This is a genomic window from Streptomyces sp. NPDC052023 (assembly GCF_044548465.1).
Taxonomy (GTDB): Bacteria; Actinomycetota; Actinomycetes; order Streptomycetales; family Streptomycetaceae; genus Streptomyces.
Genome location: NZ_JBIUBW010000011.1, coordinates 1 through 20,086, shown reverse-complemented (window position 1 = coordinate 20,086; position 20,086 = coordinate 1). Strand labels below are relative to the sequence as shown.

The following is a 20,086-nucleotide window of genomic DNA, read 5'->3' as shown; positions in this document are numbered from 1 at the left end:
CTCGTCCATGGACACCTTCGCCCTGGTCGTGACCATCCTGGTCGCCCTCTTCTTCACCTACACCAACGGCTTCCACGACTCGGCGAACGCGATCGCCACGTCCGTGTCGACGCGCGCCCTGACGCCGAAGGCCGCTCTGGCCATGGCCGCGGTCATGAACCTGGCCGGCGCGTTCCTCGGCAGCGGCGTCGCGAAGACGGTCAGCGAAGGCCTGATCGAAACGCCCAAGGGCTCCACGGGCATGGGGATCCTCTTCGCCGCCCTCCTCGGCGCCATCACCTGGAACCTCATCACCTGGTACTACGGCCTCCCGTCCTCCTCCTCCCACGCCCTCTTCGGCGGCATGGTCGGCGCGGCGCTGGCCGGCGGCACGCAGGTCTACTGGCACGGTGTGCTGGACAAGATCGTCATCCCCATGTTCGTCTCGCCCGTGGTCGGCCTGATCGTCGGCTACCTGGTCATGACGGCGATCATGTGGATCTTCCGCAACTCCAACCCGCACAAGACCAAACGCGGCTTCCGCATAGCGCAGACCGTCTCGGCGGCGGGCATGGCCCTCGGCCACGGCCTCCAGGACGCCCAGAAGACCATGGGCATCGTCGTGATGGCCCTGGTCATCGCCGACGTCGAGGACTACGGCGACCCCATTCCCCTCTGGGTCAAGATCGCCTGCGCCCTGATGCTCTCCCTCGGCACCTACGCCGGCGGCTGGCGCATCATGCGCACCCTCGGCCGCAAGATCATCGAACTCGACCCCCCGCAGGGCTTCGCCGCCGAAACCACGGGCGCGTCGATCATGTTCACCACGGCCTTCCTCTTCAAGGCCCCCATCTCGACCACCCACGTCATCACCTCGGCCATCATGGGCGTCGGCGCGACGAAGCGCGTGAACGCCGTCCGCTGGGGCGTCGCCAAGAACATCGTCCTGGGCTGGTTCATCACGATGCCCGCGGCAGCCATCGTCGCGGCCTGCGCCTTCGGCGTCGTACACCTGGCCTTCCTCTAGCAACCCGCGAGGGCGACGGACGTACAGCCCGCACCCACCCACGCCGCCGCGGACCCGCACTCGCGTACGGCGGGAAGGGGCCGTGCCGCGGGGTCTCCGCCCGCAGCGGTTGGCGCGTCAACCCGGGCGAGTCGGTGAGAGACCGATTCCGCGCCGTTCCGAGGCCGGACACCCTTGGGCACGGCCCCGCCCCACCCCGCCACCGCACGTGCTACAGCAACCCCCACCGGACAGAAACGGGCCGTCGCAGGCACCGGCGCGAGGGGGCCCGACCCACCCGCCACCCACCGGCGCCACAGCCCCCCGAACGCGAGAAGGCCGCCGCATGGCGCCGCCGGAAGGCCGGAAAACGATGGGGGCCCGCCCCCGGGAGCCAGGGGCGGGCCCTTTTCGTCCTCGCGGTGGCACCGCCATGCAGCACCGCGAGGGGCTTGATCAGCCGAAACGCCCGGAGATGTAGTCCTCCGTGGCCTGGACCGACGGGTTGGAGAAGATCCGCTCCGTGTCGTCGATCTCGATCAGCTTGCCCGGCTGCCCCACGGCAGCCAGGTTGAAGAACGCCGTCCGGTCCGACACACGCGCGGCCTGCTGCATGTTGTGCGTCACGATGACGATCGTGAAGCGCTCCTTCAGCTCCCCGATCAGATCCTCGATCGCCAGCGTGGAGATCGGGTCGAGCGCGGAACACGGCTCGTCCATGAGCAGCACGTTCGGCTCGACGGCGATCGCCCGCGCGATGCACAGCCGCTGCTGCTGACCACCCGACAGCCCCGACCCCGGCTTGTTCAGCCGGTCCTTGACCTCGTTCCAGAGGTTCGCTCCCTTGAGCGACTTCTCCACGATGTCGTCCAGCTGGGACTTCTTGTACGACCCCAGCAGTTTCAGCCCCGCCGCCACGTTGTCGTACACCGACATCGTCGGGAACGGGTTCGGCCGCTGGAACACCATGCCGACCTCACGCCGCACGGCCACGGGGTCGACCCCCGTCCCGTACAGGTTCTCGTCGTCGAGCATGACCTTGCCCTCGACCCGCCCGCCCGGAGTCACCTCGTGCATCCGGTTGAGCGTCCGCAGGAACGTGGACTTGCCGCATCCGGACGGCCCGATGAAGGCCGTGACCGAACGGGGCTCGATGGTCATCGAGATGTCCTCGATGGCACGGAACGAGCTGTAGTAGGCGCTGAGGCCGCTGACATCAATGCGCTTGGCCATGTGAAATCACTGCTTCTTTCAGAATTCGGTCGCTGTGTGGCCGCGTCAGCGACCGGACTTGGGGGCCTTCCAGCGGGCGATGCCGCGGGCCAGCAGGTTCAGGATCATCACGAAGGCGATCAGCGTCAGCGACGCCGCCCACGCACGGTCGTACGCAGGTTCGGCACCGGCGCTCTGAGAGTACTGCTGGTAGATGTACAGCGGCAGCGAGGCCTGGGCCCCTTCAAACGGGTTGTTGTTGATGAACGGGTTACCGAACACCAGCAGCAGCACGGGCGCGGTCTCACCGGCGATACGGGCGACCGCCAGCATGATGCCGGTGGTGATACCACCGAGCGCCGTCGGCAGGACGACCTTCAGAATCGTCCGCCACTTCGGCACGCCCAGCGCGAGAGACGCCTCACGCAACTCGTTCGGCACGAGCTTGAGCATCTCCTCCGTCGAGCGCACCACGACCGGCATCATCAGGATCGCGAGCGCCAGCGAGCCGGCGAAGCCGAAGGGCTGCATCTCGAAGATCAGCATGATGCTGAGGATGAACAGACCGGCGACGATCGACGGGATGCCCGTCATGACGTCGACGAAGAAGGTGACCGCGCGGGCGAGATTGCCCCGCCCGTACTCGACGAGGTAGATCGCGGTGAGCACACCGATCGGCGCGGCGATCAGCGTGGCGAGGCCGACCTGCTCCAGGGTGCCGATGATGGCGTGGTAGATACCGCCACCCACCTCGCGGTCACCGACGACGCCCATCGAGTGGGTCAGGAAGTAGACGTCCAGCACCTTGGTGCCGCGCTGCACGGTCGCCCAGACCAGCGAGGCGAGCGGCACCACGGCGAGCAGGAAGGCGACCCAGACCAGCGAGGTGGCGATGCGGTCCTTGGCCTGCCGCTTGCCCTCGACGGCCGTGGCGATCGCGAAGGTGCCGAGGATGTAGACGATCGCGGCGATCAGACCCCACTGGATACGGCTGTCCAGTCCGGCCGCCAGGCCGATGGCCACGGCGACGGCGAGGGAGCCCGCGGCGATCCCGTAGGGGGCCCACTTGGGCAGGTTGGCGCCGCGCAGCGAGCTCGGGCGCTTGGTGACGACGGCGTGGCTCATGCGTTGGCCCCCGAGTACTCCTTGCGGCGGGCGATGATCGCGCGGGCCGCGCCGTTGACCAGCAGCGTGATGACGAACAGGACCAGGCCGGAGGCGATGAGCGCGTCACGGCCGAAGGTGTCCGCCTCACCGAACTTGCTGGCGATGTTCTGGGCGAACGTACCGCCGCCCGGGTCGAGCAGGCTGGTCTGGATGAGGAAGGAGGGGGAGAGCACGGTGGCGACGGCCATCGTCTCGCCGAGCGCGCGGCCGAGGCCGAGCATCGAGGCGGAGATCACGCCGGAGCGGCCGAACGGCAGCACCGCCATGCGGATGACCTCCCAGCGCGTGGCGCCGAGGGCCAGGGCCGCCTCCTCGTGCATCTGCGGGACCTGGCGGAAGACCTCGCGGCTGACGTTGGTGATGATCGGCAGGATCATGATCGCCAGCAGGATGCCGACCGTGAGCATCGAGCGGGCCGGGCCGCCCTCCCAGGAGAAGATGCCGGTCCATCCGAAGTACGCGTCGAGCCAGCTGAACAGGCCGCCCAGCTGCGGAACGAGGATCAGGGCGCCCCAGAGGCCGTACACGATGGACGGCACGGCGGCGAGCAGGTCGATCACGTAGGCGATCGGGCCGCTCAGCCGGCGCGGGGCGTAATGGGTCAGGAACAGCGCGATGGCGACCGCGATCGGGACCGCGATCAGCATGGCGATGATCGAGGAGACCACGGTGCCGAAGGCCAGCACGGCGATACCGAAGACCGGCGGCTGAGTGCCCGTGTTCCACTCGAAGGTGGTGAGGAAGTTGCCCTCGTCCTTGCTGATGGCGAGGACGGCGCGGTAGGTGAGGAAGACCGCTATCGCGGCCATGATCACCAGCAGCAGGATGCCCGACCCACGGGACAGACCGAGGAAGATCCGGTCACCGGGCCGGGTGGCGCCGCGGGCGGCGCGCTTGCGCTCGGTCTCCGTCGGCTGGGGCATGGGTGGAGGCGCGTCAGTGTTCTTGGTCGTTATGTCCATCAGGTTCTCCGGTCTGCGGAGCCGGACTTGTGGTACGGCTCCTGGCGGCGGTGCACCGGACGGTGCGGAGCCCGGCCCCCGGGTCGGGGGCCGGGCCGCGCACTCAGGTCAGCTCAGGCCCTCGATGGTGGTGCGGACCTTGGCGATGATCTCGTCGGGGATCGGCGCGTAGCCGGCCTCGGCCAGCAGGCCCTGGCCGTCCTCGCTCGCGACGTAGTTCAGGAACGCCTTCGTGGCGGGCAGGCTGTCGGCCTTGTTGCCCTTGTCGCAGACGATCTCGTAGGTGACCAGGGTGATCGGGTACGCACCCTCGGCCTTGGTCTTGTAGTTGATCTCCAGGGCGAGGTCCTTGCCCTGGCCGACGACCTCGGCGTCCGCGATGGCGGCGGTGGCACCGTCGGTGGAGGCCTTGACCGGCTCGGCGGCGCCCGTGTCGATGGCGACGACGTCCATGCCCTCGGCGTAGGACAGCTCCATGTAGCTGATGGCGCCGGAGACCTGGGAGACCTGCTGCGCGACACCGGAGGAACCGGACGCGGACTGGCCGCCCTTGGCCTGCCAGGCCTTACCGCCCTCGTACTCCCAGTTGTCGGGGGTGGTGGCGATCAGGTACTTGGTGAAGTTGTCCGTGGTGCCGGACTCGTCCGAGCGGTGGAAGGCCTGGATCTTCAGGTCGGGAAGGTCGGCCTCGGGGTTCAGCTTCTTGATCGCCGGGTCGTTCCACTTGGTGATCTTGCTGTCGAAGATCTTGGCGATCGTCTCGGCGTCCAGCACCAGGTTGTCGACACCCGGGATGTTGTAGGCGAGGGCGATCGGGCCGCCGACCATCGGGAGGTCGATGCCCTGGCCGCCCTGGCAGACCTCCTTGGAGGCCGCGATCTCTTCCTCGTCCAGCGCGGAGTCGGAGCCGGCGAAGGCGACCTGACCCTGGTTGAACGCGGTGATACCCGCGCCGGAGCCGGAGCCCTTGTAGTTGATCTGGACGTCCTTGCAGGCAGCGGTGAACTGCTTGACCCAGGCGTCGATGGCGTTCTTCTGCGCGGAGGAGCCGTCGGCCAGCAGCTGACCCTTGGCGTCACCGCAGTCGATCGCGCCGGCGGCGGGGGCACTCGCGGACGCGTCGCCACCGTTGCCGGTGTCGTCGGAGCCGCACGCCGTGAGGGCCAGGGCGCCGGAGACGGCGAGAGCACCGAGGGTGAGGGCCCGCCGGTTCATGCGCTGAAGCTTCACTTTCGGGAGTTCCTTCCAGGAGCCGCCGTCCTGTTCGGCGGCGTGCGAAGTTTGTTCGATGCGGACGCGTTTTCGAGCACCCCGTCATCGGTAAGGCCGAAATTAGGCAGAACAGGTGAAGCCGCCTATGGCCGTAAGTGAACGGAGGGTGAACCCCTGCGGTCGGTGCGGTTAGGTCACGGAATGCTCACGGGGAGAACACGTGAAGGTCCCAACCGGACCCGCACCGGCGTAAACGCCCCTCATCAACCTCCCTCAGCGCACCTGGGTGCGGACATAACCGGAATTGCCGAGAAATTTACCTGAACCCCCACACCCCAGGTCAAGACCTCCCCGACCACCGTGACGGTGTGTGACTGATCCAGGTAAGAGCCGGTTCGGAAACGCCGCCGGGCGCAACCCTCGCCCCCGTTGAGCCGTCTCGTCCCACGTAAGCGGTGGGAGCGGGAGGCAGGCGCATGGAACGGCGTTCGTTCATCGGGGGCGGGGCAGCCGCGGTCGTGGGGATCGCGTCGGCGGCGGCGTGCAGCGGCGGTTCCGGTACCGCCACGGCCACCCCCACCACGAGCCGGGCCCCCACCCCGGCGGAGACCGGGCTCCGCACCACCGCCACCACGACAGCCCCGGCGACCGCCACCAGGGCCGCCGCCGACTGGCAGGCGCTGGCCCGCGATCTGGACGGCACCCTGGTCCGCCCCGGCGACGCCTCCTGGACGACCGCCCACCAGCTCTACAACACCCGCTTCGACACACTGAAGCCCGCCGCCGTCGCCTACGTCGCCCACCAGGAGGACATAGGCACGGCCCTCGCCCACGCCCGCGCCCGCGGCATACGCGTGGCGATCCGCAACGGCGGCCACTCCTACGCCGGCTGGTCGTCCGGCAACGGCCGTCTGATCATCGACGTGTCCCGGCTCGACCGCGTCCGCGCGAGCGGGAGCACCGCCGTCGTCGGCGCCGGCGCCAAGCTGATCGACGTCTACCGTTCCCTCGCCGCCAGGGGCGTCACCATCCCCGCCGGCTCCTGCCCCACCGTCGGCGTCTCCGGCCTCGTGCTCGGCGGCGGGCACGGTGTCGTCTCCCGCGCGTACGGCCTGACCTGCGACAGCCTCACCGCCGCGACCCTGGTCACGGCCGGCGGCAAGCAGATCACCGCCGACGCCTCCCACCACAGTGACCTCTTCTGGGCCCTGCGCGGCGCGGGCAACGGCAACTTCGGCGTCGTCACAGAACTGCACTTCCGAACCCACCCGGCCCCGCAGACGGTCTCGGCGTATCTCACCTGGCCGTGGAGCAAGGCGGCGGCGGTCGTGAAGGCCTGGCAGGAGTGGGGCCCGGACCAGCCCGACGAGATCTGGTCGTCCCTCCACCTGGCGAACGCCGCCGGTGGCACCCCCACCGTCTCCGTCGCCGCCTTCTCCCTCGGCACCTACGGCGAGCTCCAGAACGCCGTGGACCGCCTCGCCGCCCGGGTCGGCGCCTCCGCGTCCCACGTCTCGCTCAAGCGCCGCTCGTACGAGGAGTCGATGGAGGTCTACGCCGGCTGCTCCTCCTTCGCCACGGACGCACAGTGCCACCTTCCCGGCACGACCCCCGGCCGCTCCCCACAGGGCGCCCTGGGCCGCGAGACGTACGCCGCCCGGTCCGACTTCTTCGACCGTTCGCTCCCGGCGGCGGGCATCAGCACGCTGCTCGCCCAGGTGACGGCGGTACGCGGCGGCGCGGGCAGCATCGCCTTCACGGCACTGGGCGGCGCGATCAACCGGGTCTCACCGACGGCGACGGCCTTCGTCCACCGCCGCTCGCGGATGCTGGCCCAGTACATAGCGTCCTGGCGGGCGGGCACGTCCGGCACCACGGCCCAGTCCTGGCTGACCTCGGCCCACGGCGCGATGCGCCCCTACGCGTCGGGAGCGGCGTACCAGAACTACACGGACCCGACGCTGAAGAACTGGCGGGAGGCGTACTACGGGGCCGCGGCCCCGCGCCTGACCAAACTGAAGCGGATCTACGACCCGAACAGGATGTTCACCTACCCCCAGGCTCTGTAGCGCCCCGGCCAGGAACGGAACGGCCCCGACTCCCGAAGCGTGCGTCCCCGGCTCAGGGGCGGAGCAGCCAACCTGGGGCTGTGCCCACCTCAGGCCCGGCCTGCGATCGACCCGGCCCGCGATCCCGCGCCCGCCCGTGCACCGCCGCGCGAGCGCTACGCGGCGAGGTCACGCTCCTCCGCCTCCGTGGCCTCCCTGCGCGCCCCCGGAATCAGAGCTTCCGGCTCCTCCACCGCGGGCCGCCGCCGCACCAGCCGGCCGGCCCGGGGCGACCGTTCCACAGCCGTCATCACGGGCGTCAGCATGGCCATGGCCAACGGCGACAGCAGCAGTGCGACGGCTGTCCCCAGCGCGAACCCGCCGACGACGTCCGTCGGATAGTGCACGCCCATGTACACCCGGCAGAAACCTTCGAGCAGCGCCAGCCCGATCCCGGCCAGGCCGAACTTCCGGTGCGCGACGAACAACCCGACCCCGAGCGCCATCGCGATGGTCGCGTGGTCGCTCACGAACGAGAAGTCGGACTTCCCGGCGACCAGGACCTCCAGCCCCTCGTGCTCGAAGAAGGGCCGGGGGCGCTCCACGAACCCCCGTATCGGCACGTTCACCAGCACCGCGATGCCCGCGGCCAGCGGCGCCCACACCAGCGCCGCGGCGGAAGCCGCCGCCTCGTCGCCGGAGATCCCGGGACGCCGCCGCACGGTCCACCAGCAACACACCACCAGCAGCACCATCGCGAGCAGCAGCCCGTACTCACCGACGAACTCCATGCCCCGGTCGAACCACCGCGGTGCGTCCTTGGCCAGGCCATTGATGTCGTAGAGCAGCTCGACGTCAGGGTTCGACCCGGATTGCGCGAGTCCAGCCATGATGCAGCGGCCCCTTCGTCGTCGTCTGTCCGGCGCATCCGTGCATGCGCCGCTCTGCCACCCCCGTGGTCAGTAGATCCGCGTCGATCCGCTGTGTGGATCCGTCCCGCCGGAGCCCGCTGAGACGTGCCCCGGCCGACGTCCGCTCGGCTACGTCAACAGGAACGCACGAACTCCGTCACTACGTTCCACATTCCACGGAATGATCACGCAGACGTTATCGAAGAGAGATACATCGCCGCAGCTCAGGGGTGTGGTTCACGCTCTGTCTCGCCTCGCTTCAGACCGCCGAGGGGAGCGCTTTCGCGCCATCCTCGGTTACCCGCGTCGCGCCGAAGTAGTCGGGGGTGTCGATCGGGTCGAACCTGATCACCGTGTTCCGCCGCGGTGCGTTGATCATGTACCCGCCGCCGACATAGATCCCCACGTGCCGGATGGCCCGGGAGTTGGTGAGGTCGTCCGAGAAGAACACCAGATCACCGGGGAGCAACTCGCTCCGCTGCGGATGGGGCCCGGCGTTGTACTGGTCGTTGGCGACCCGGGGCAGGGTGATCCCCACACTCTCGTACGCCGCCTTGGTCAGACCCGAGCAGTCGAACCGTCCGCCCTGCTCAGGCGTGCCGTTGCCGCCCCACAGGTACAGCGTGCCGAGCTTCTTCTGCGCGTAGTGGATGGCGCCGGCGGCCTGCTCCGACGGATCGACCCGCCCGACGGGCGCGGCGAAACTCTCCTGGAGCGTCGTGATGACCCGGACGTAGTTCTGGGTCTCCTTGTACGGCGGCACGCCCCCGTACTTGATGACGGCGTAGGCCCCCGCGTTGTACGCGGCGAGCATGTTCTTCGTCGCGTCGCCCGGCACGTCCTTCACGTACTTCGCGAGCGTGCAGTCGTACGACGCGGCCGACGGAATCGCGTCATTCGGGTCCCACACGTCGCGGTCCCCGTCCCCGTCCCCGTCGATGCCGTGCGAGGCCCAGGTCCCCGGGATGAACTGCGCTATCCCCTGCGCCTGCGCCGGGCTCTGCGCGGTCGGATTGAACCCGCTCTCCTGGTACAACTGCGCGGCGAGCAGCGCGGGGTTGATGGCCGGGCACAGATTGCCCCACTTCTGCACCAGCGTCTGATAGGCGGCGGGCACGGACCCCTTGGCCAGCTTCCGCCCGGCCCCGCCCACGCCGTTGACCAGATTCCCGGCCACGACGTACACCCCGACAACCAGCAGCATCACGAACGCGACCCCGGCCCCCGTCGCGGCCACCGCCACGACCCACGCCTTACGCACAGTCAACCGCCCCTCACCGCCCGGGAGTACGCCCACGTCAGTGTAGAGGCGCACCCCACGAACGACGCGAAGCTTCCCGGCCTCCCTACCACCTGACCGCTTGTCAGTCCCTTGGCCTACTGTGCCGGTCATGGCGCTGACAGACATCACCCGCCCCGAGATCGAGCAGGCGCTCGTGGAGTTCCGCCCTCGGCCAGGCGGGCGGTGCTGCGCCGAAGCCAGGGGCGCTGCGAGAACCCGCACTGCACCGGTCAGCCGGCCGACGTGACCGACAGAGGGCAGTCGATCACCGAAGTGGATCACATAATCGACCTCGGCCTCGGCGGCCGCGACCACCCGAGTCAGATGGTGGCCCTCTGCCCGAACTGCCACGCCGTCAAGACCCGTGGCAGCAGTCGTGAATCGTTGCGCTCATCGCTGCTCGGGATTGCGGCGGAGCGCCATGCGGCGGCGCTGGCGGCTGTGTCGAGCCCGGCCCGGGATCAGTCCCTGCCAAGTCCGGCCACACCCGCACCCGCACCCACAGCCGGCAGCACCGGGAAGCCCACCCCCGTCATCTCCTCCGAGGCCCTCCACAGCTGACGCGCGGTCTGCGGATCACTCGCCGCCGCCGACCGGCCCACCAGCGTCGGCGCGCCCCGCATCTCGCCGAGGCCGTCCGGGCCCACGTAGCTCGCGCCCGGCAGGTCCATGACCGCCGCGTACAGGGTCGGCAGGGCGCCCGCCTTGTCGTCCTGGGCGAAGACCCTGTTGCCGAGCTGCATGGCGACGCGGGAGACCGGGTTGGACGCGTGGCTCTGGAGGTTGGTGGCCGCGTAGCCGGGGTGGGCGGCGACGGCGCGGACGCGTGAGCCGGCCTCCGTCAACCGACGCTGGAGTTCCAGGGTGAACAGCAGGTTCGCCAGCTTGGACCGGGCGTAGGCGCGGACCGGCGTGTAGCCCTTCGTCAGGTTCAGGTCGTCGAAGTCCATGACGGCACCGCCCCAGCGATGCGCTCCCGACGACACGGTCACGACGCGGTCGGTGACGTACGGCAGCAGCAGGTTGGTCAGCGCGAAGTGCCCGAGATGGTTCGTGCCGAACTGCATCTCGAAGCCGTCCTTGGTCCGCAGCTCGGGCAGCATCATCACGCCCGCGTTGTTGATCAGCAGGTCCAGCGGACGGTCGCCCCACTCCTGCGCGAACTCCCGCACCGACGTCAGATCCGCGAGGTCGAGGCGCCGGACCTCCGTACTGCCGCGCACCCTCCCCGCCGCCGCGCGCCCGCGCTGCGTGTCCCGCACCGCGAGGACCACATGCGCCCCCGCCTCCGCCAGCGCGTCGGCGGCCGCGAGGCCGATACCGCTGTTGGCGCCCGTGACGACCGCCGTCCGTCCGGCGAGGCCGGGCATCCGGTCGAGGTTCCACTTGCTCGTGTTCTTCGTAGTAGCCATGAGCCTCAATGTAGGCATCGCCAACAATGCTGTCAACGACAACAAAGGTGACGTCGCCAACAATGCTGCCACCGTCAACATCGAGATACGATGAGAGGCATGCCCGCGACCCGCCCCTACCACCACGGAGACCTGCGCGCCGCCCTGCTCGCCGGCGCGGAACGCACCCTGCGGGACAAGGGCGCCGCCGCGCTGTCCCTGCGGGAACTCGCCCGCGAGACCGGCGTCAGCCACGCCGCCCCCGGACGCCACTTCAGGGACAAGCAGGCCCTCCTCGACGCGCTCGCCCTCACCGGCTTCGAACGCATGACCAGAACCCTGGAGGCCGCGGACGACCCCGAACTCCCCACGGAGGAACGGCTCACCGCACTCGCGCGCGCCTACCTCGGGTTCACCATCGACAACGCCGAGCTGCTGGAACTGATGTACGCCCGCAAGCACGACCCGGACGTCTCCGAGCAGCTCGCCGCCGCCGTGGAGCGCACGATCTCGCCGTTCCTCCGCCTGATCTCGGACGCCCAGCGACGCGGCGAGATCGTCGAGGGCGACCCCGAGCGCATCACCCTCCACGCGGGCGCCACCCTGCACGGCATCGCCGCGTTCGCCGCCAACGGCACGTTCCCGCCCGAGGCCGCCCTCGACAGCGTGGGCGAGGTCGTGCACCACCTGCTGCACGGGCTGCGCCCCCGCTGACCCCGCGTCACCGCCCGTACCGTTCGCGGCGATAGCCTTCACCCGGAGAACATCGACGCGACCGCTCAGGTCGTAAAGAGGCTCAACGACGGCACCACATCCCAGGTTCCGCACCCACCTCGTTGCCCGGCGTTACCTGCCGTGATACACAGAGTGACCATACGAGCTATTCGTACGAAACCCGCCAAGCAATGACGCCAAGTCGACATCCGGCAGCGCCATTGTCAGCGAGAATGAGGCCTGACCTCTGCGCACCGCAGGGGACTGCGGAACTACCCAACAGGGGCGGTGACTTACATGCTCTTTGCGGCCGACGAGGGAGACATCAACACCATCATCGGCGGGATCGCTCCGGACTGGGGCCCCTTCGGCAGCCTGGGCAACGAGGCGAAGGTGATGATCGAGGTGGTGATGGCGGTCGCCATCCTCATCTGCCTCGGCATCGCCATCTGGGGGGCGGCCAAACAGCGCATCGGTGCGACGGCCCTCCGGGACACCTTCAGCGCGGAACAGGGCAAGGGCCTCATCATCGCCGGCCTCACCGGGGTCTTCATCATCGGTTCCCTCGGCACGCTGTTCACCATCGTGTACGGCATGGCGGTGTAAGCGCCCACCACGTCCTCCCCGGGCGCGCCCGGTCCCCACTATCCCCACCCGCCCGTCGTGCCCACCGGCTGAGGTTGCGTTTCCCTGATGTCCCTGATGTCGAGTCACCACACCGCGCCCGCGCGGGAACCAGCGCGGCTACCGTCGTACACCTACGCGGTCATTCGGTACGACGGTCTCCGCTACGACATCGAGGGGGCGGACGCGGTATGAGTCCCGGGGACGAACACGAGCCTTCCGGCGGTTACGCCGGAACCGGGCACACGCGTACCCGGCTGCCGGACGGCGAGCCCTACGACGGCGCACCCCGCCGCCCGCGCAGCTCCTCCCGGAGCCTCGTCACGGTGGTCGGCGTGGTCGTCCTCCTGATCGCCGCGATCGCTTTCGCCAACCGCGGCGGAGACGAGCCGACACGGACGGAGGGCAGCGCGTCGGGCCCCCAGACCTCATCAACGGCAGCAACCGGCGAACGCCCGGTGCAGACGGAGTCGGGGGGGATTCCGACGGGGTTCGCGCAGACCGAGCAGGGGGCACAGTCGGCGGCGGCGAACTACGCTGTGGCACTCGGTTCGACAGGGATGTTCAACAAGAACAGCCGGCACAGCATCGTAGAAACCCTCTACACCTCGGAGGCGGCAGCCGGTTTGAAGGGCCCGATGGACGAGGCCTATTCGACCAATTTCCTCAGCAAGTTGGGGCTGGATGCCAACGGCAATCCACCCGCGGGCAACACATTCGTCTCACGCGTGGTTCCGGTGGGCACGACCGTCGAGAGGTACAGCGACACCAGCGCAAAGGTCGCCGTCTGGTACATGGGGCTCATCGGCATGTCCGGGGTGAAGTCGACCGACCCCGTCACCTCCACGTGGAAGACCTGGACGTTCGATCTGCAATGGTCCAGCGACGACTGGAAGATCGTCAGGGACTCGCAGAAGGACGGCCCCGCCCCGGTGCCCGGCGACGACCGAGCGGCAGCCTCCGAGGAGATCAGCAAGGCCATCCAGGAGTACGGAGGGTTTACGTATGCCCGGTAACCCGCATCGCGTGCTCAAGCTCGCCGGCGCCGTAGCAGCCGTACAGGCGGCGGCCGTGCTCTCGGCCACCCGTGCCTTCGCCGCGCCCACGCCTTCACCCACGCCGAGCAATGACCCCTGCGATCTCATCGTCGGCGAGGCCAAGAAGTACTGCGAACGAGGCGAAGGCGCCCGCAGCGGAGGCAGCTCACCCACCCTCGACCCCACCTCCACCCTCGACCCCCTCTCCTCCCTCGCCAAGGGATGTGCCGACGCCGCCGCCTGGACCATCGACAAGCTCAGCGCGGCCGTGAAGGACACCGCAAACGTCGACTTCACGAACGAGAAGTTCCTCCAGCAGTACGCGGTCGTCTTCGCCGCGTCCACCATCCTCACGCTCCTCCTGTGGCTCCTGGCCGTCGCCAAGCGAGCCGTCCGGGGCGTGCCCCTGGCCACCGCCATCGGCGAAGCCATCGGCTTCCTCTGGCTCACCGTCCTGGCCTCCGCCTTCACCCCGCTGATCCTCTACACCGTCGTCTCGGCCACGGACGGCGTCTCCGAGGTCCTCGCCAAAGCCACCGGCGACCAGACCGACGCCTTCTTCGGCAACTTCTCCGGCGCCCTGGAGAAGGGCGAGGACATCGGCGGCGGCCCGATCATGCTGATCGTCGTCTCCCTGGTCAGCATCCTCGCCGCCGGCGTCCTGTGGCTGGAGCTCGTCATCCGGGCCGCCCTGCTCTACGTCGGCGCCCTCCTCGGCACCGTCGTCTACGCCGGCCTGGTCGACAAGAACCTGTGGGGTCACGTCCGCCGCTGGGCCGGCATCATGATCGCGGTCATCCTCGTGAAGCCCGTCATCGTGATCGTCCTCGGCCTGGCCGGCGCCCTGAGCGCCGACGACGGCCCCGACGCCTTCTCCGCCGTCGTCTCCGGCCTCGCGATCATCCTGCTCGCCATCTTCGCGTCCGCGATGATCTACCGCTTCGTCCCCGGCTTCGGCGACGAGATCGCGGGCTCCCGCAACAACCGCATCATGCAGAACGCCGAGGGCAAGGCCGCCGCCGTCATCAGCTCCCCCGCGACCCTGGTCGCCCAGGGCATCAAGACCCACAGCACCCGCGCGGACAACAACGGCCAAGCCCAGTCCGGCGGTGGCGGCGCGCGCCCGGCCAACCAGGCCGCCGGCGGCGTCGCGGCGCACAGCTCCCGCCCGTCCAGCGGCGGCGGATCCGCCCCCTCCGCCGCACCCGCCCCCCGCTCCGCCAGCCCCATCAACACGCCCCACGCCAGTAACGCCCGCAACAGCAGCAACCGCTCGGGAGGTGATGGGCGTTGACGGCCGAGTCCCACCTGTCCCATCCGGTCACGCCCCGCCGTACCTATCTGATCGGCCGCGCCCGGCCGAACGCCATCGTCGGCCGGAACCGGGAGACCGGCGAGATCGCCCTGATCATCATGGGCGCCTTCCTCGGCATGATGTGCGGGCTCCTCGTCCCGGTGCTGTCGCTGCGGATCGTGCTCCTCATGGGCTTCCCGATGCTCGCGCTGGCCGCGGTCTACGTGCCGTACAAGCACCGCACGCTCTACAAGTGGTTCGAGATCAACCGCAGCTACAAGCGCACCCTGCGCAACAACGCCACCTACCGCTCGGCCGCCGCCGAGGCCGGCACCCGCCTCGACGGGCGCGAGGTCGAGGTCGGCCCGCCGCCCGGCATCGGCCGGATCACCTGGCTGTCCGCCCCGTTCGGCCCCGACGAGATCGCGGTCCTGCTGCACGCGGACCGCAAGACCGTCACCGCCGCCATCGAGATCGAGGGCCCCGGTGTCGGACTGCGCGACAGCGAGGACCAGGAAGCCCTCGTCGACCGCTTCGGCACCCTGCTGAAGCACGTGGCGAACGGCGACGGCTTCGTCACCCGCCTGCAGATGCTCGCCCGCACCCTCCCCGCCGACCCGGACGCGCACGCCAAGGACGTCGCCGTACGCGGCGACGACCGCGCACCGACGTGGTTGCAGCAGTCGTACGACCAGCTCCAGTCGATGGTGTCCACGAGCAGCGAGCAGCACCGCGCGTACCTCGTCGCCTGCATGCACTACGGCCGTGAACTCGCCGCCGAGGCAAACGCCATGGCCCGCGCGGCCCGCCCGCACGGCGGCAAGGCCGACCGCGACGCCGGCCTCGCGGTCGTCATGGCCCGCGAGCTGACCGACATCTGCTCCCGGCTCCAGGAGGCCGACATCCGCGTACGCCAGCCCCTCGGCCAGGGCCGGCTCGCCTCGCTGATCCACTCCATGTACGACCCGGACCACCCGATCGACCACATCCAGGCCATGACGAAACGCAACGCCTGGCCGGCCGAACTGGACGCCACGGAGGCGACCTTCCTCCAGGCCAAGACCCGGGAATCCGCCACCCGCGCGCCGTGGTGCCACGCCACGGCCTGGGTCAAGGAGTGGCCGATGACTCCCGTCGGCGTCAACTTCCTGGCCCCGCTGCTCGTCCACACCCCGGACGTGATCCGGACGGTCGCCGTCACGATGGATCTCGAACCGACCGAGATCGCCATCGAACGCATGCTCACCGAGAAGACCAACGACGAGGCCGAGGCGTCCCGTGCCGCCAAGATGAACCGCACCGTCGACCCCCGCGACATCGCCGCCCACAACCGCCTGGACCAGCGCGGCGAGGACCTCGCGAGCGGCGCCGCCGGCGTCAACCTGGTCGGCTACATCACCGTCTCCTCCCGTCACCCGGAGGCACTGGCCCGCGACAAGCGCACGATAAGAGCGTCGGCCGGAAAGTCCTATCTGAAGCTGGAGTGGTGCGACCGCGAGCACCACCGGGCCTTCGTGAACACGCTCCCGTTCGCCACCGGAATCCGAAGGTAGGGGTTGATGCCCTGATGCGGGACCCGCTCTCCGTCATCACCGAAGCCTTCACGTCCTTCCTGTTCGGGAAGGTGGAGACCACCCGGCTGCCGGTGCGCACCTCCACGGGCCAGGCCCAGGCGGTCTACCTGCCCACCGCCGCCCCCGGCCTCGGCGACTCCGGCGTCATCATCGGCCGCGAGGTCTACTCCGGGAAGGGCTACATCTACGACCCCTTCCAGCTGTACGGCCAGCAGCTCCCGGCCCCGCACTGGCTGGTCCTCGGCGAGTCCGGCAACGGCAAGTCGGCGCTGGAGAAGACGTACGTCCTGCGCCAGCTGCGCTTCAAGGACCGCCAGGTCGTCGTCCTCGACGCCCAGGGTGAGGACGGCGTCGGCGAGTGGAACCTCATCGCGCAGGAGCTGGGGATAACTCCCATCCGTCTGGACCCGATGGCGGCCCTGGACCACGGCATCCGCCTGAACCCCCTGGATCCGGCGATCACCACCACCGGCCAGCTGGCCCTGCTGCGCACCATCATCGAGGTCGCGCTGGGCCACGGCCTGGACGAACGTTCCGGCTTCGCCCTCAAGGTGGCGCACGCCTACGTCAACGAGACCATCGTCGAGCGGCAACCGGTCCTCACCGACATCGTGGAGCAGCTACGGCACCCCGAGCCGGAGTCGGCCGAGTCGATGAACGTCGACATAGACGACGTACGGGCGTGGGGCCTGGACGTGGCGCTGGTCCTGGACCGGCTGGTCGACGGTGACCTCCGGGGCATGTTCGACGGCCCCACGACGGTCGGCATCGACCTGGACGCCCCGCTCACCGTCTTCGACCTCTCCCACATCGACCGCAACTCCATCGCCATGCCGATCCTGATGGCGATCGTCGGCGTCTGGCTGGAGCACACCTGGATCCGCCCCGACCGGAAGAAGCGCATCTTCCTGGTCGAGGAGGCCTGGCACATCATCAACAGCCCGTTCGTCGCACAGTTGTTCCAGCGGCTGCTGAAGTTCGGCCGCCGACTGGGTCTTTCGTTCGTCGCCGTGGTCCATCACCTGTCCGACGTGGTGGACGGGGCGGCGGCGAAGGAGGCCGCGGCCATCCTGAAGATGGCCTCGACCAGGACGATCTACGCGCAGAAGGCCGACGAGGCACGGGCGACGGGACGGGTGCTGGGTTTGCCCAGGTGGGCCGTGGAAATCATCCCCACACTGACACCGGGCATCGCGGTGTGGGACGTCAACGGCAACGTCCAGGTCGTCAAACACCTGGTCACGGAGACGGAACGCCCGCTGGTCTTCACCGACCGTGCCATGACCGAGTCCTCCGCCGACCTCACCGACGACGCCCTGCGCGCCGCCGAGCTGGAGGCGGAGGAACGGGCGGCGGCGTTCATGGAACAGCACCTCGGCGACTCCGAGTCGACGGTGGCGTAAGACGGTGGCGTAAGGGGACGGCGTGAGAGCGGACGACCACCGGCGGGAAGCCCAGGGCGGAATCCCCGACGGCCTGCTGATCGGCATACTCGGGTTCCTGCTCGGGATGACCCTGCTGGTCTGGTCGGCGACCGGCCTGGCGGGCTGGTTCTCACACGGGGCGTGGCCGCAGGGCGTGACGTTCGCCCGGACGCCGCTGGCCATGCGCCACCTCGTCGCCCAGCCGCACGACATCACCGGCGCCTGGCCGGACACGCCGGGAGCACAGCTCTCGGGGTACGGGCTGTTCTGGGGCCTGTTCATCGGCCAGATGATGGTGCTGCTCGTACTGACGATCTTCGTGATGGGCACGACGGCCCGCTGGAGAGCGGGCAAGGTGAGCCGCCGGGCGGCCACGCAGCAGGCACCGGCCCCCGAACCGGCGGCCTCCCACGAGGTCCCGGCCCCGAGGCCCGCGGCGTCCGCGGCCGTCCCCGCGGCTGTGGCACCCACAGCGGTGGCAGCAGGCCCTGGCGCCGCAGAGCCCGCCGCGACGGCACCGGGGCCGAAACCGGCGGAAGCGCACACGAGCGAGCCGGAAAAGGTGCCCCACACCGCCCTGTTCGGCGGCACACGGATCGGCGGGTGGGAGAAGATCCACGCGACGACGCGGGAGACCCGCCGGGCAACCGCGACCGAGGCCATCCGCGAAGCGGACGGCCCCACCCTCGTCGTCACCTCCAATCCGGCCCTGTGGCAGGACACCAAGGACGCCAGATCCAAGCTGGGCCCCACCCTCCTCTACGACCCCACCCACACCTGCGACACCCCGGCCCGCATGCACTGGTCACCCATCACCCACTGCGAGGACAAACAGACGGCCGTCGCGAGAGCCGCCGCACTCCTGACGCCGGTGAGCCCCACCTCACGGCTCGACCAGGCGGTGGGCGACACCGCACAGACCCTCCTGCGCAGTTACCTGCACGCCGCCGCCCTGGACAACCGCACCGTCCGCCATGTCCACCGCTGGTCCCAGGGCACCCAGATGCAGGAAGCGGTACGCACCCTCCGTACCCATCCCAAGGCAGCTCCCGGCGCCGCCGGCGAACTCGAGGCCGCCCTCACCGCACATCCCGAACGCCGTGACATGGCCCATGAGTTGACCGCCCGTGCGCTCTCCTCGCTGTTCACGCTCAACATCCGCGAGTCGTGCACACCCAACCGAGCCGACGCCCTCGCCCTGGATTCCTTCGTCGCGGAAGGGGGCACGCTTTATGTGGTCGGTGAATCCATCGAGGACCCCCGCACCAACCCGGGCGCGATGCCCCTGCTCACCGCGCTCGTGTCCAGCGTGGTCGAGCACGGCCGGCGCATGGCCGAACGGTCATCCTCCGGTCGGCTCGACCCACCACTCACCCTCGTCCTCGAGGACGTCGCGGCGGTGGCCCCCGTCCCCCAGCTCCCGTGGCTGCTCGCCTCCGGCGCCGACCAGGGCCTGCCCACCCTCGCCCTCGTCCGCTCCCGTGAACAGGCCCGCACCCGCTGGCCCCACGACGAGCTCCCGGTCTGACGTCAGCCCCGCTCCAGCACGAACTCCCGCTCACAGGCACCGGCCTGGCCGGGCAGCGGGACCGTCAGCCCACTGGCCTCGAACCCCACCTTCCGGTAGAAGGCCTGCGCACGCCCGTTCTCCTCGTGCACGATGAGCCGCACCCGCTCGAGACCGCGCCCCCAGCACCACTCCAGTGCCTCATCGAACAGCAACTCGGTCAATCCGCAGCCCCGATGCTCGGGCCGCATGTACACACCCACGACATGCCCCTGCCGCCGCTCGACGGGGAACCCGGCCCAGTCCGTCGTCCCCGGCTCCTCGACGAGCACGGTCACCGTCCCGACCAACTCCCCGTCCGGCCCCTCGGCGACGACCTGCTGCGCCTCTGCCTCCCCCTCCGCGGCCCGCTCCGCCCGCTCGCGCCAGAACGACTCCGGCCGGGCCAGCGCCTCCTCGTACGTCTCCAGGAAGGCGATCCGCGCGACTGGATCCCGTAGCGCGGCAAGCCGCAACTCCCGCATCGCCGGCCACTCCCCGGCTCGCAACGACCGGACCACGTACCGCTCTTCGGCGCTGGTGCTCATGGGCCCACCGTAGTACCCCCCTGAACGCAGAAAACCCCGCATCCGAAGATGCGGGGTTTTCCTCAATATTTGTTCGGCGGCGTCCTACTCTCCCACAGGGTCCCCCCTGCAGTACCATCGGCGCTGTAAGGCTTAGCTTCCGGGTTCGAAATGTA

The 20,086-nt window shown here is 69.5% G+C and carries 18 protein-coding genes and 1 rRNA gene; 10 read left to right on the top strand and 9 right to left on the bottom strand.

The window, feature by feature from the left end:
• Window positions 1–7: 7 nt before the first annotated feature.
• Window positions 8–1,006 carry an anion permease gene (locus ACIHCM_RS22010; protein WP_399898324.1) on the top strand — a complete coding sequence of 333 codons (999 nt, stop codon included), beginning with the start codon at window positions 8–10 and terminating at the stop codon, window positions 1,004–1,006.
• 435 nt (window positions 1,007–1,441) lie between these two features.
• On the opposite strand, the gene pstB is transcribed toward ACIHCM_RS22010, so the two are convergent.
• From pstB to pstS, 4 genes are all read right to left on the bottom strand, one after another.
• Window positions 1,442–2,218: a phosphate ABC transporter ATP-binding protein PstB gene (gene pstB / locus ACIHCM_RS22005; RefSeq protein WP_399898322.1), complete on the bottom strand. Its 777-nt coding sequence runs from the start codon at window positions 2,216–2,218 to the stop codon at window positions 1,442–1,444.
• 45 nt (window positions 2,219–2,263) lie between these two features.
• The gene (pstA, locus tag ACIHCM_RS22000; RefSeq protein ID WP_399898320.1) at window positions 2,264–3,322 is read right to left on the bottom strand and encodes a phosphate ABC transporter permease PstA; all 1,059 of its coding nucleotides are present in this window, start codon (window positions 3,320–3,322) and stop codon (window positions 2,264–2,266) included.
• A complete protein-coding gene (pstC, locus tag ACIHCM_RS21995) occupies window positions 3,319–4,326 on the bottom strand; it encodes a phosphate ABC transporter permease subunit PstC (protein ID WP_399898318.1) in 1,008 nt (335 codons plus the stop codon). Before pstC ends, pstA begins: the two co-directional genes overlap by 4 nt.
• Window positions 4,327–4,434: 108 nt before the next feature.
• A complete protein-coding gene (gene pstS, locus ACIHCM_RS21990) occupies window positions 4,435–5,556 on the bottom strand; it encodes a phosphate ABC transporter substrate-binding protein PstS (protein WP_399898316.1) in 1,122 nt (373 codons plus the stop codon).
• A 458-nt stretch (window positions 5,557–6,014) separates the two neighbouring features.
• Between pstS and ACIHCM_RS21985 the strand changes: the two genes are divergently transcribed.
• Window positions 6,015–7,607, top strand: a complete 1,593-nt coding sequence (locus tag ACIHCM_RS21985; RefSeq protein WP_399898314.1) for an FAD-binding oxidoreductase — start codon at window positions 6,015–6,017, stop codon at window positions 7,605–7,607.
• Between the two features lie 155 nt (window positions 7,608–7,762).
• Here ACIHCM_RS21985 and ACIHCM_RS21980 read toward each other — a convergent pair whose 3' ends face one another.
• On the bottom strand, window positions 7,763–8,476 hold the full coding sequence (locus tag ACIHCM_RS21980; protein WP_399898312.1) for a phosphatase PAP2 family protein: 714 nt from the start codon (window positions 8,474–8,476) through the stop codon (window positions 7,763–7,765).
• A 280-nt stretch (window positions 8,477–8,756) separates the two neighbouring features.
• On the bottom strand, window positions 8,757–9,764 hold the full coding sequence (locus tag ACIHCM_RS21975; protein ID WP_399898310.1) for an NlpC/P60 family protein: 1,008 nt from the start codon (window positions 9,762–9,764) through the stop codon (window positions 8,757–8,759).
• A gap of 198 nt (window positions 9,765–9,962) precedes the next feature.
• Here ACIHCM_RS21975 and ACIHCM_RS21970 point away from each other — a divergent pair, with 198 nt between their 5' ends.
• Window positions 9,963–10,340, top strand: coding sequence for an HNH endonuclease (locus ACIHCM_RS21970; RefSeq protein WP_399898308.1), 378 nt, complete (start codon window positions 9,963–9,965; stop codon window positions 10,338–10,340).
• Here the strand turns inward: ACIHCM_RS21970 and ACIHCM_RS21965 are convergent.
• The gene (locus ACIHCM_RS21965; RefSeq protein ID WP_399898306.1) at window positions 10,241–11,191 is read right to left on the bottom strand and encodes an oxidoreductase; all 951 of its coding nucleotides are present in this window, start codon (window positions 11,189–11,191) and stop codon (window positions 10,241–10,243) included. The genes ACIHCM_RS21970 and ACIHCM_RS21965 overlap by 100 nt on opposite strands.
• A 90-nt stretch (window positions 11,192–11,281) precedes the next feature.
• On the opposite strand from ACIHCM_RS21965, the gene ACIHCM_RS21960 reads away from it, so the two are divergent.
• The 7 genes from ACIHCM_RS21960 (at window position 11,282) to ACIHCM_RS21930 (ending at window position 19,365) form a co-directional block, all read left to right on the top strand.
• Window positions 11,282–11,884: a TetR/AcrR family transcriptional regulator gene (locus ACIHCM_RS21960; protein WP_399898304.1), complete on the top strand. Its 603-nt coding sequence runs from the start codon at window positions 11,282–11,284 to the stop codon at window positions 11,882–11,884.
• A 297-nt stretch (window positions 11,885–12,181) separates the two neighbouring features.
• Window positions 12,182–12,490 (top strand): hypothetical protein, encoded by a 309-nt coding sequence (locus ACIHCM_RS21955; protein ID WP_006136301.1) that lies wholly within the window; start codon window positions 12,182–12,184, stop codon window positions 12,488–12,490.
• A 209-nt stretch (window positions 12,491–12,699) separates the two neighbouring features.
• Window positions 12,700–13,524: a hypothetical protein gene (locus ACIHCM_RS21950; RefSeq protein ID WP_399898302.1), complete on the top strand. Its 825-nt coding sequence runs from the start codon at window positions 12,700–12,702 to the stop codon at window positions 13,522–13,524.
• The gene (locus ACIHCM_RS21945) at window positions 13,514–14,839 is read left to right on the top strand and encodes a hypothetical protein (RefSeq protein ID WP_399898300.1); all 1,326 of its coding nucleotides are present in this window, start codon (window positions 13,514–13,516) and stop codon (window positions 14,837–14,839) included. Before ACIHCM_RS21950 ends, ACIHCM_RS21945 begins: the two co-directional genes overlap by 11 nt.
• Window positions 14,836–16,392 carry an SCO6880 family protein gene (locus ACIHCM_RS21940; RefSeq protein ID WP_399898298.1) on the top strand — a complete coding sequence of 519 codons (1,557 nt, stop codon included), beginning with the start codon at window positions 14,836–14,838 and terminating at the stop codon, window positions 16,390–16,392. The genes ACIHCM_RS21945 and ACIHCM_RS21940 overlap by 4 nt, the downstream gene beginning before the upstream one ends.
• A gap of 14 nt (window positions 16,393–16,406) precedes the next feature.
• Window positions 16,407–17,816, top strand: coding sequence for an ATP-binding protein (locus tag ACIHCM_RS21935; protein WP_399898296.1), 1,410 nt, complete (start codon window positions 16,407–16,409; stop codon window positions 17,814–17,816).
• Window positions 17,817–17,838: 22 nt separating this feature from the next.
• Entirely contained in the window at window positions 17,839–19,365 is a 1,527-nt protein-coding gene (locus ACIHCM_RS21930; RefSeq protein WP_399898294.1) for a type VI secretion protein, read from the top strand.
• 2 nt (window positions 19,366–19,367) lie between these two features.
• Here ACIHCM_RS21930 and ACIHCM_RS21925 read toward each other — a convergent pair whose 3' ends face one another.
• Window positions 19,368–19,931, bottom strand: a complete 564-nt coding sequence (locus ACIHCM_RS21925; RefSeq protein WP_399898293.1) for a GNAT family N-acetyltransferase — start codon at window positions 19,929–19,931, stop codon at window positions 19,368–19,370.
• Window positions 19,932–20,002: 71 nt separating this feature from the next.
• Window positions 20,003–20,086: ribosomal RNA gene (gene rrf, locus ACIHCM_RS21920) — 5S ribosomal RNA — on the bottom strand; the annotation flags it as partial.

Bases quoted from the DNA above. Each gene is read 5' to 3' on its own strand.
- ACIHCM_RS22010 (WP_399898324.1), top strand. From the start codon at position 8: ATGGACACCTTCGCCCTGGTCGTGACCATCCTGGTCGCCCTCTTCTTC.
- pstB (WP_399898322.1), bottom strand. From the start codon at position 2,218: ATGGCCAAGCGCATTGATGTCAGCGGCCTCAGCGCCTACTACAGCTCG.
- pstA (WP_399898320.1), bottom strand. From the start codon at position 3,322: ATGAGCCACGCCGTCGTCACCAAGCGCCCGAGCTCGCTGCGCGGCGCC.
- pstC (WP_399898318.1), bottom strand. From the start codon at position 4,326: ATGGACATAACGACCAAGAACACTGACGCGCCTCCACCCATGCCCCAG.
- ACIHCM_RS21985 (WP_399898314.1), top strand. From the start codon at position 6,015: ATGGAACGGCGTTCGTTCATCGGGGGCGGGGCAGCCGCGGTCGTGGGG.
- ACIHCM_RS21980 (WP_399898312.1), bottom strand. From the start codon at position 8,476: ATGGCTGGACTCGCGCAATCCGGGTCGAACCCTGACGTCGAGCTGCTC.
- ACIHCM_RS21965 (WP_399898306.1), bottom strand. From the start codon at position 11,191: ATGGCTACTACGAAGAACACGAGCAAGTGGAACCTCGACCGGATGCCC.
- ACIHCM_RS21960 (WP_399898304.1), top strand. From the start codon at position 11,282: ATGAGAGGCATGCCCGCGACCCGCCCCTACCACCACGGAGACCTGCGC.
- ACIHCM_RS21955 (WP_006136301.1), top strand. From the start codon at position 12,182: ATGCTCTTTGCGGCCGACGAGGGAGACATCAACACCATCATCGGCGGG.
- ACIHCM_RS21950 (WP_399898302.1), top strand. From the start codon at position 12,700: ATGAGTCCCGGGGACGAACACGAGCCTTCCGGCGGTTACGCCGGAACC.
- ACIHCM_RS21945 (WP_399898300.1), top strand. From the start codon at position 13,514: ATGCCCGGTAACCCGCATCGCGTGCTCAAGCTCGCCGGCGCCGTAGCA.
- ACIHCM_RS21935 (WP_399898296.1), top strand. From the start codon at position 16,407: ATGCGGGACCCGCTCTCCGTCATCACCGAAGCCTTCACGTCCTTCCTG.
- ACIHCM_RS21925 (WP_399898293.1), bottom strand. From the start codon at position 19,931: ATGAGCACCAGCGCCGAAGAGCGGTACGTGGTCCGGTCGTTGCGAGCC.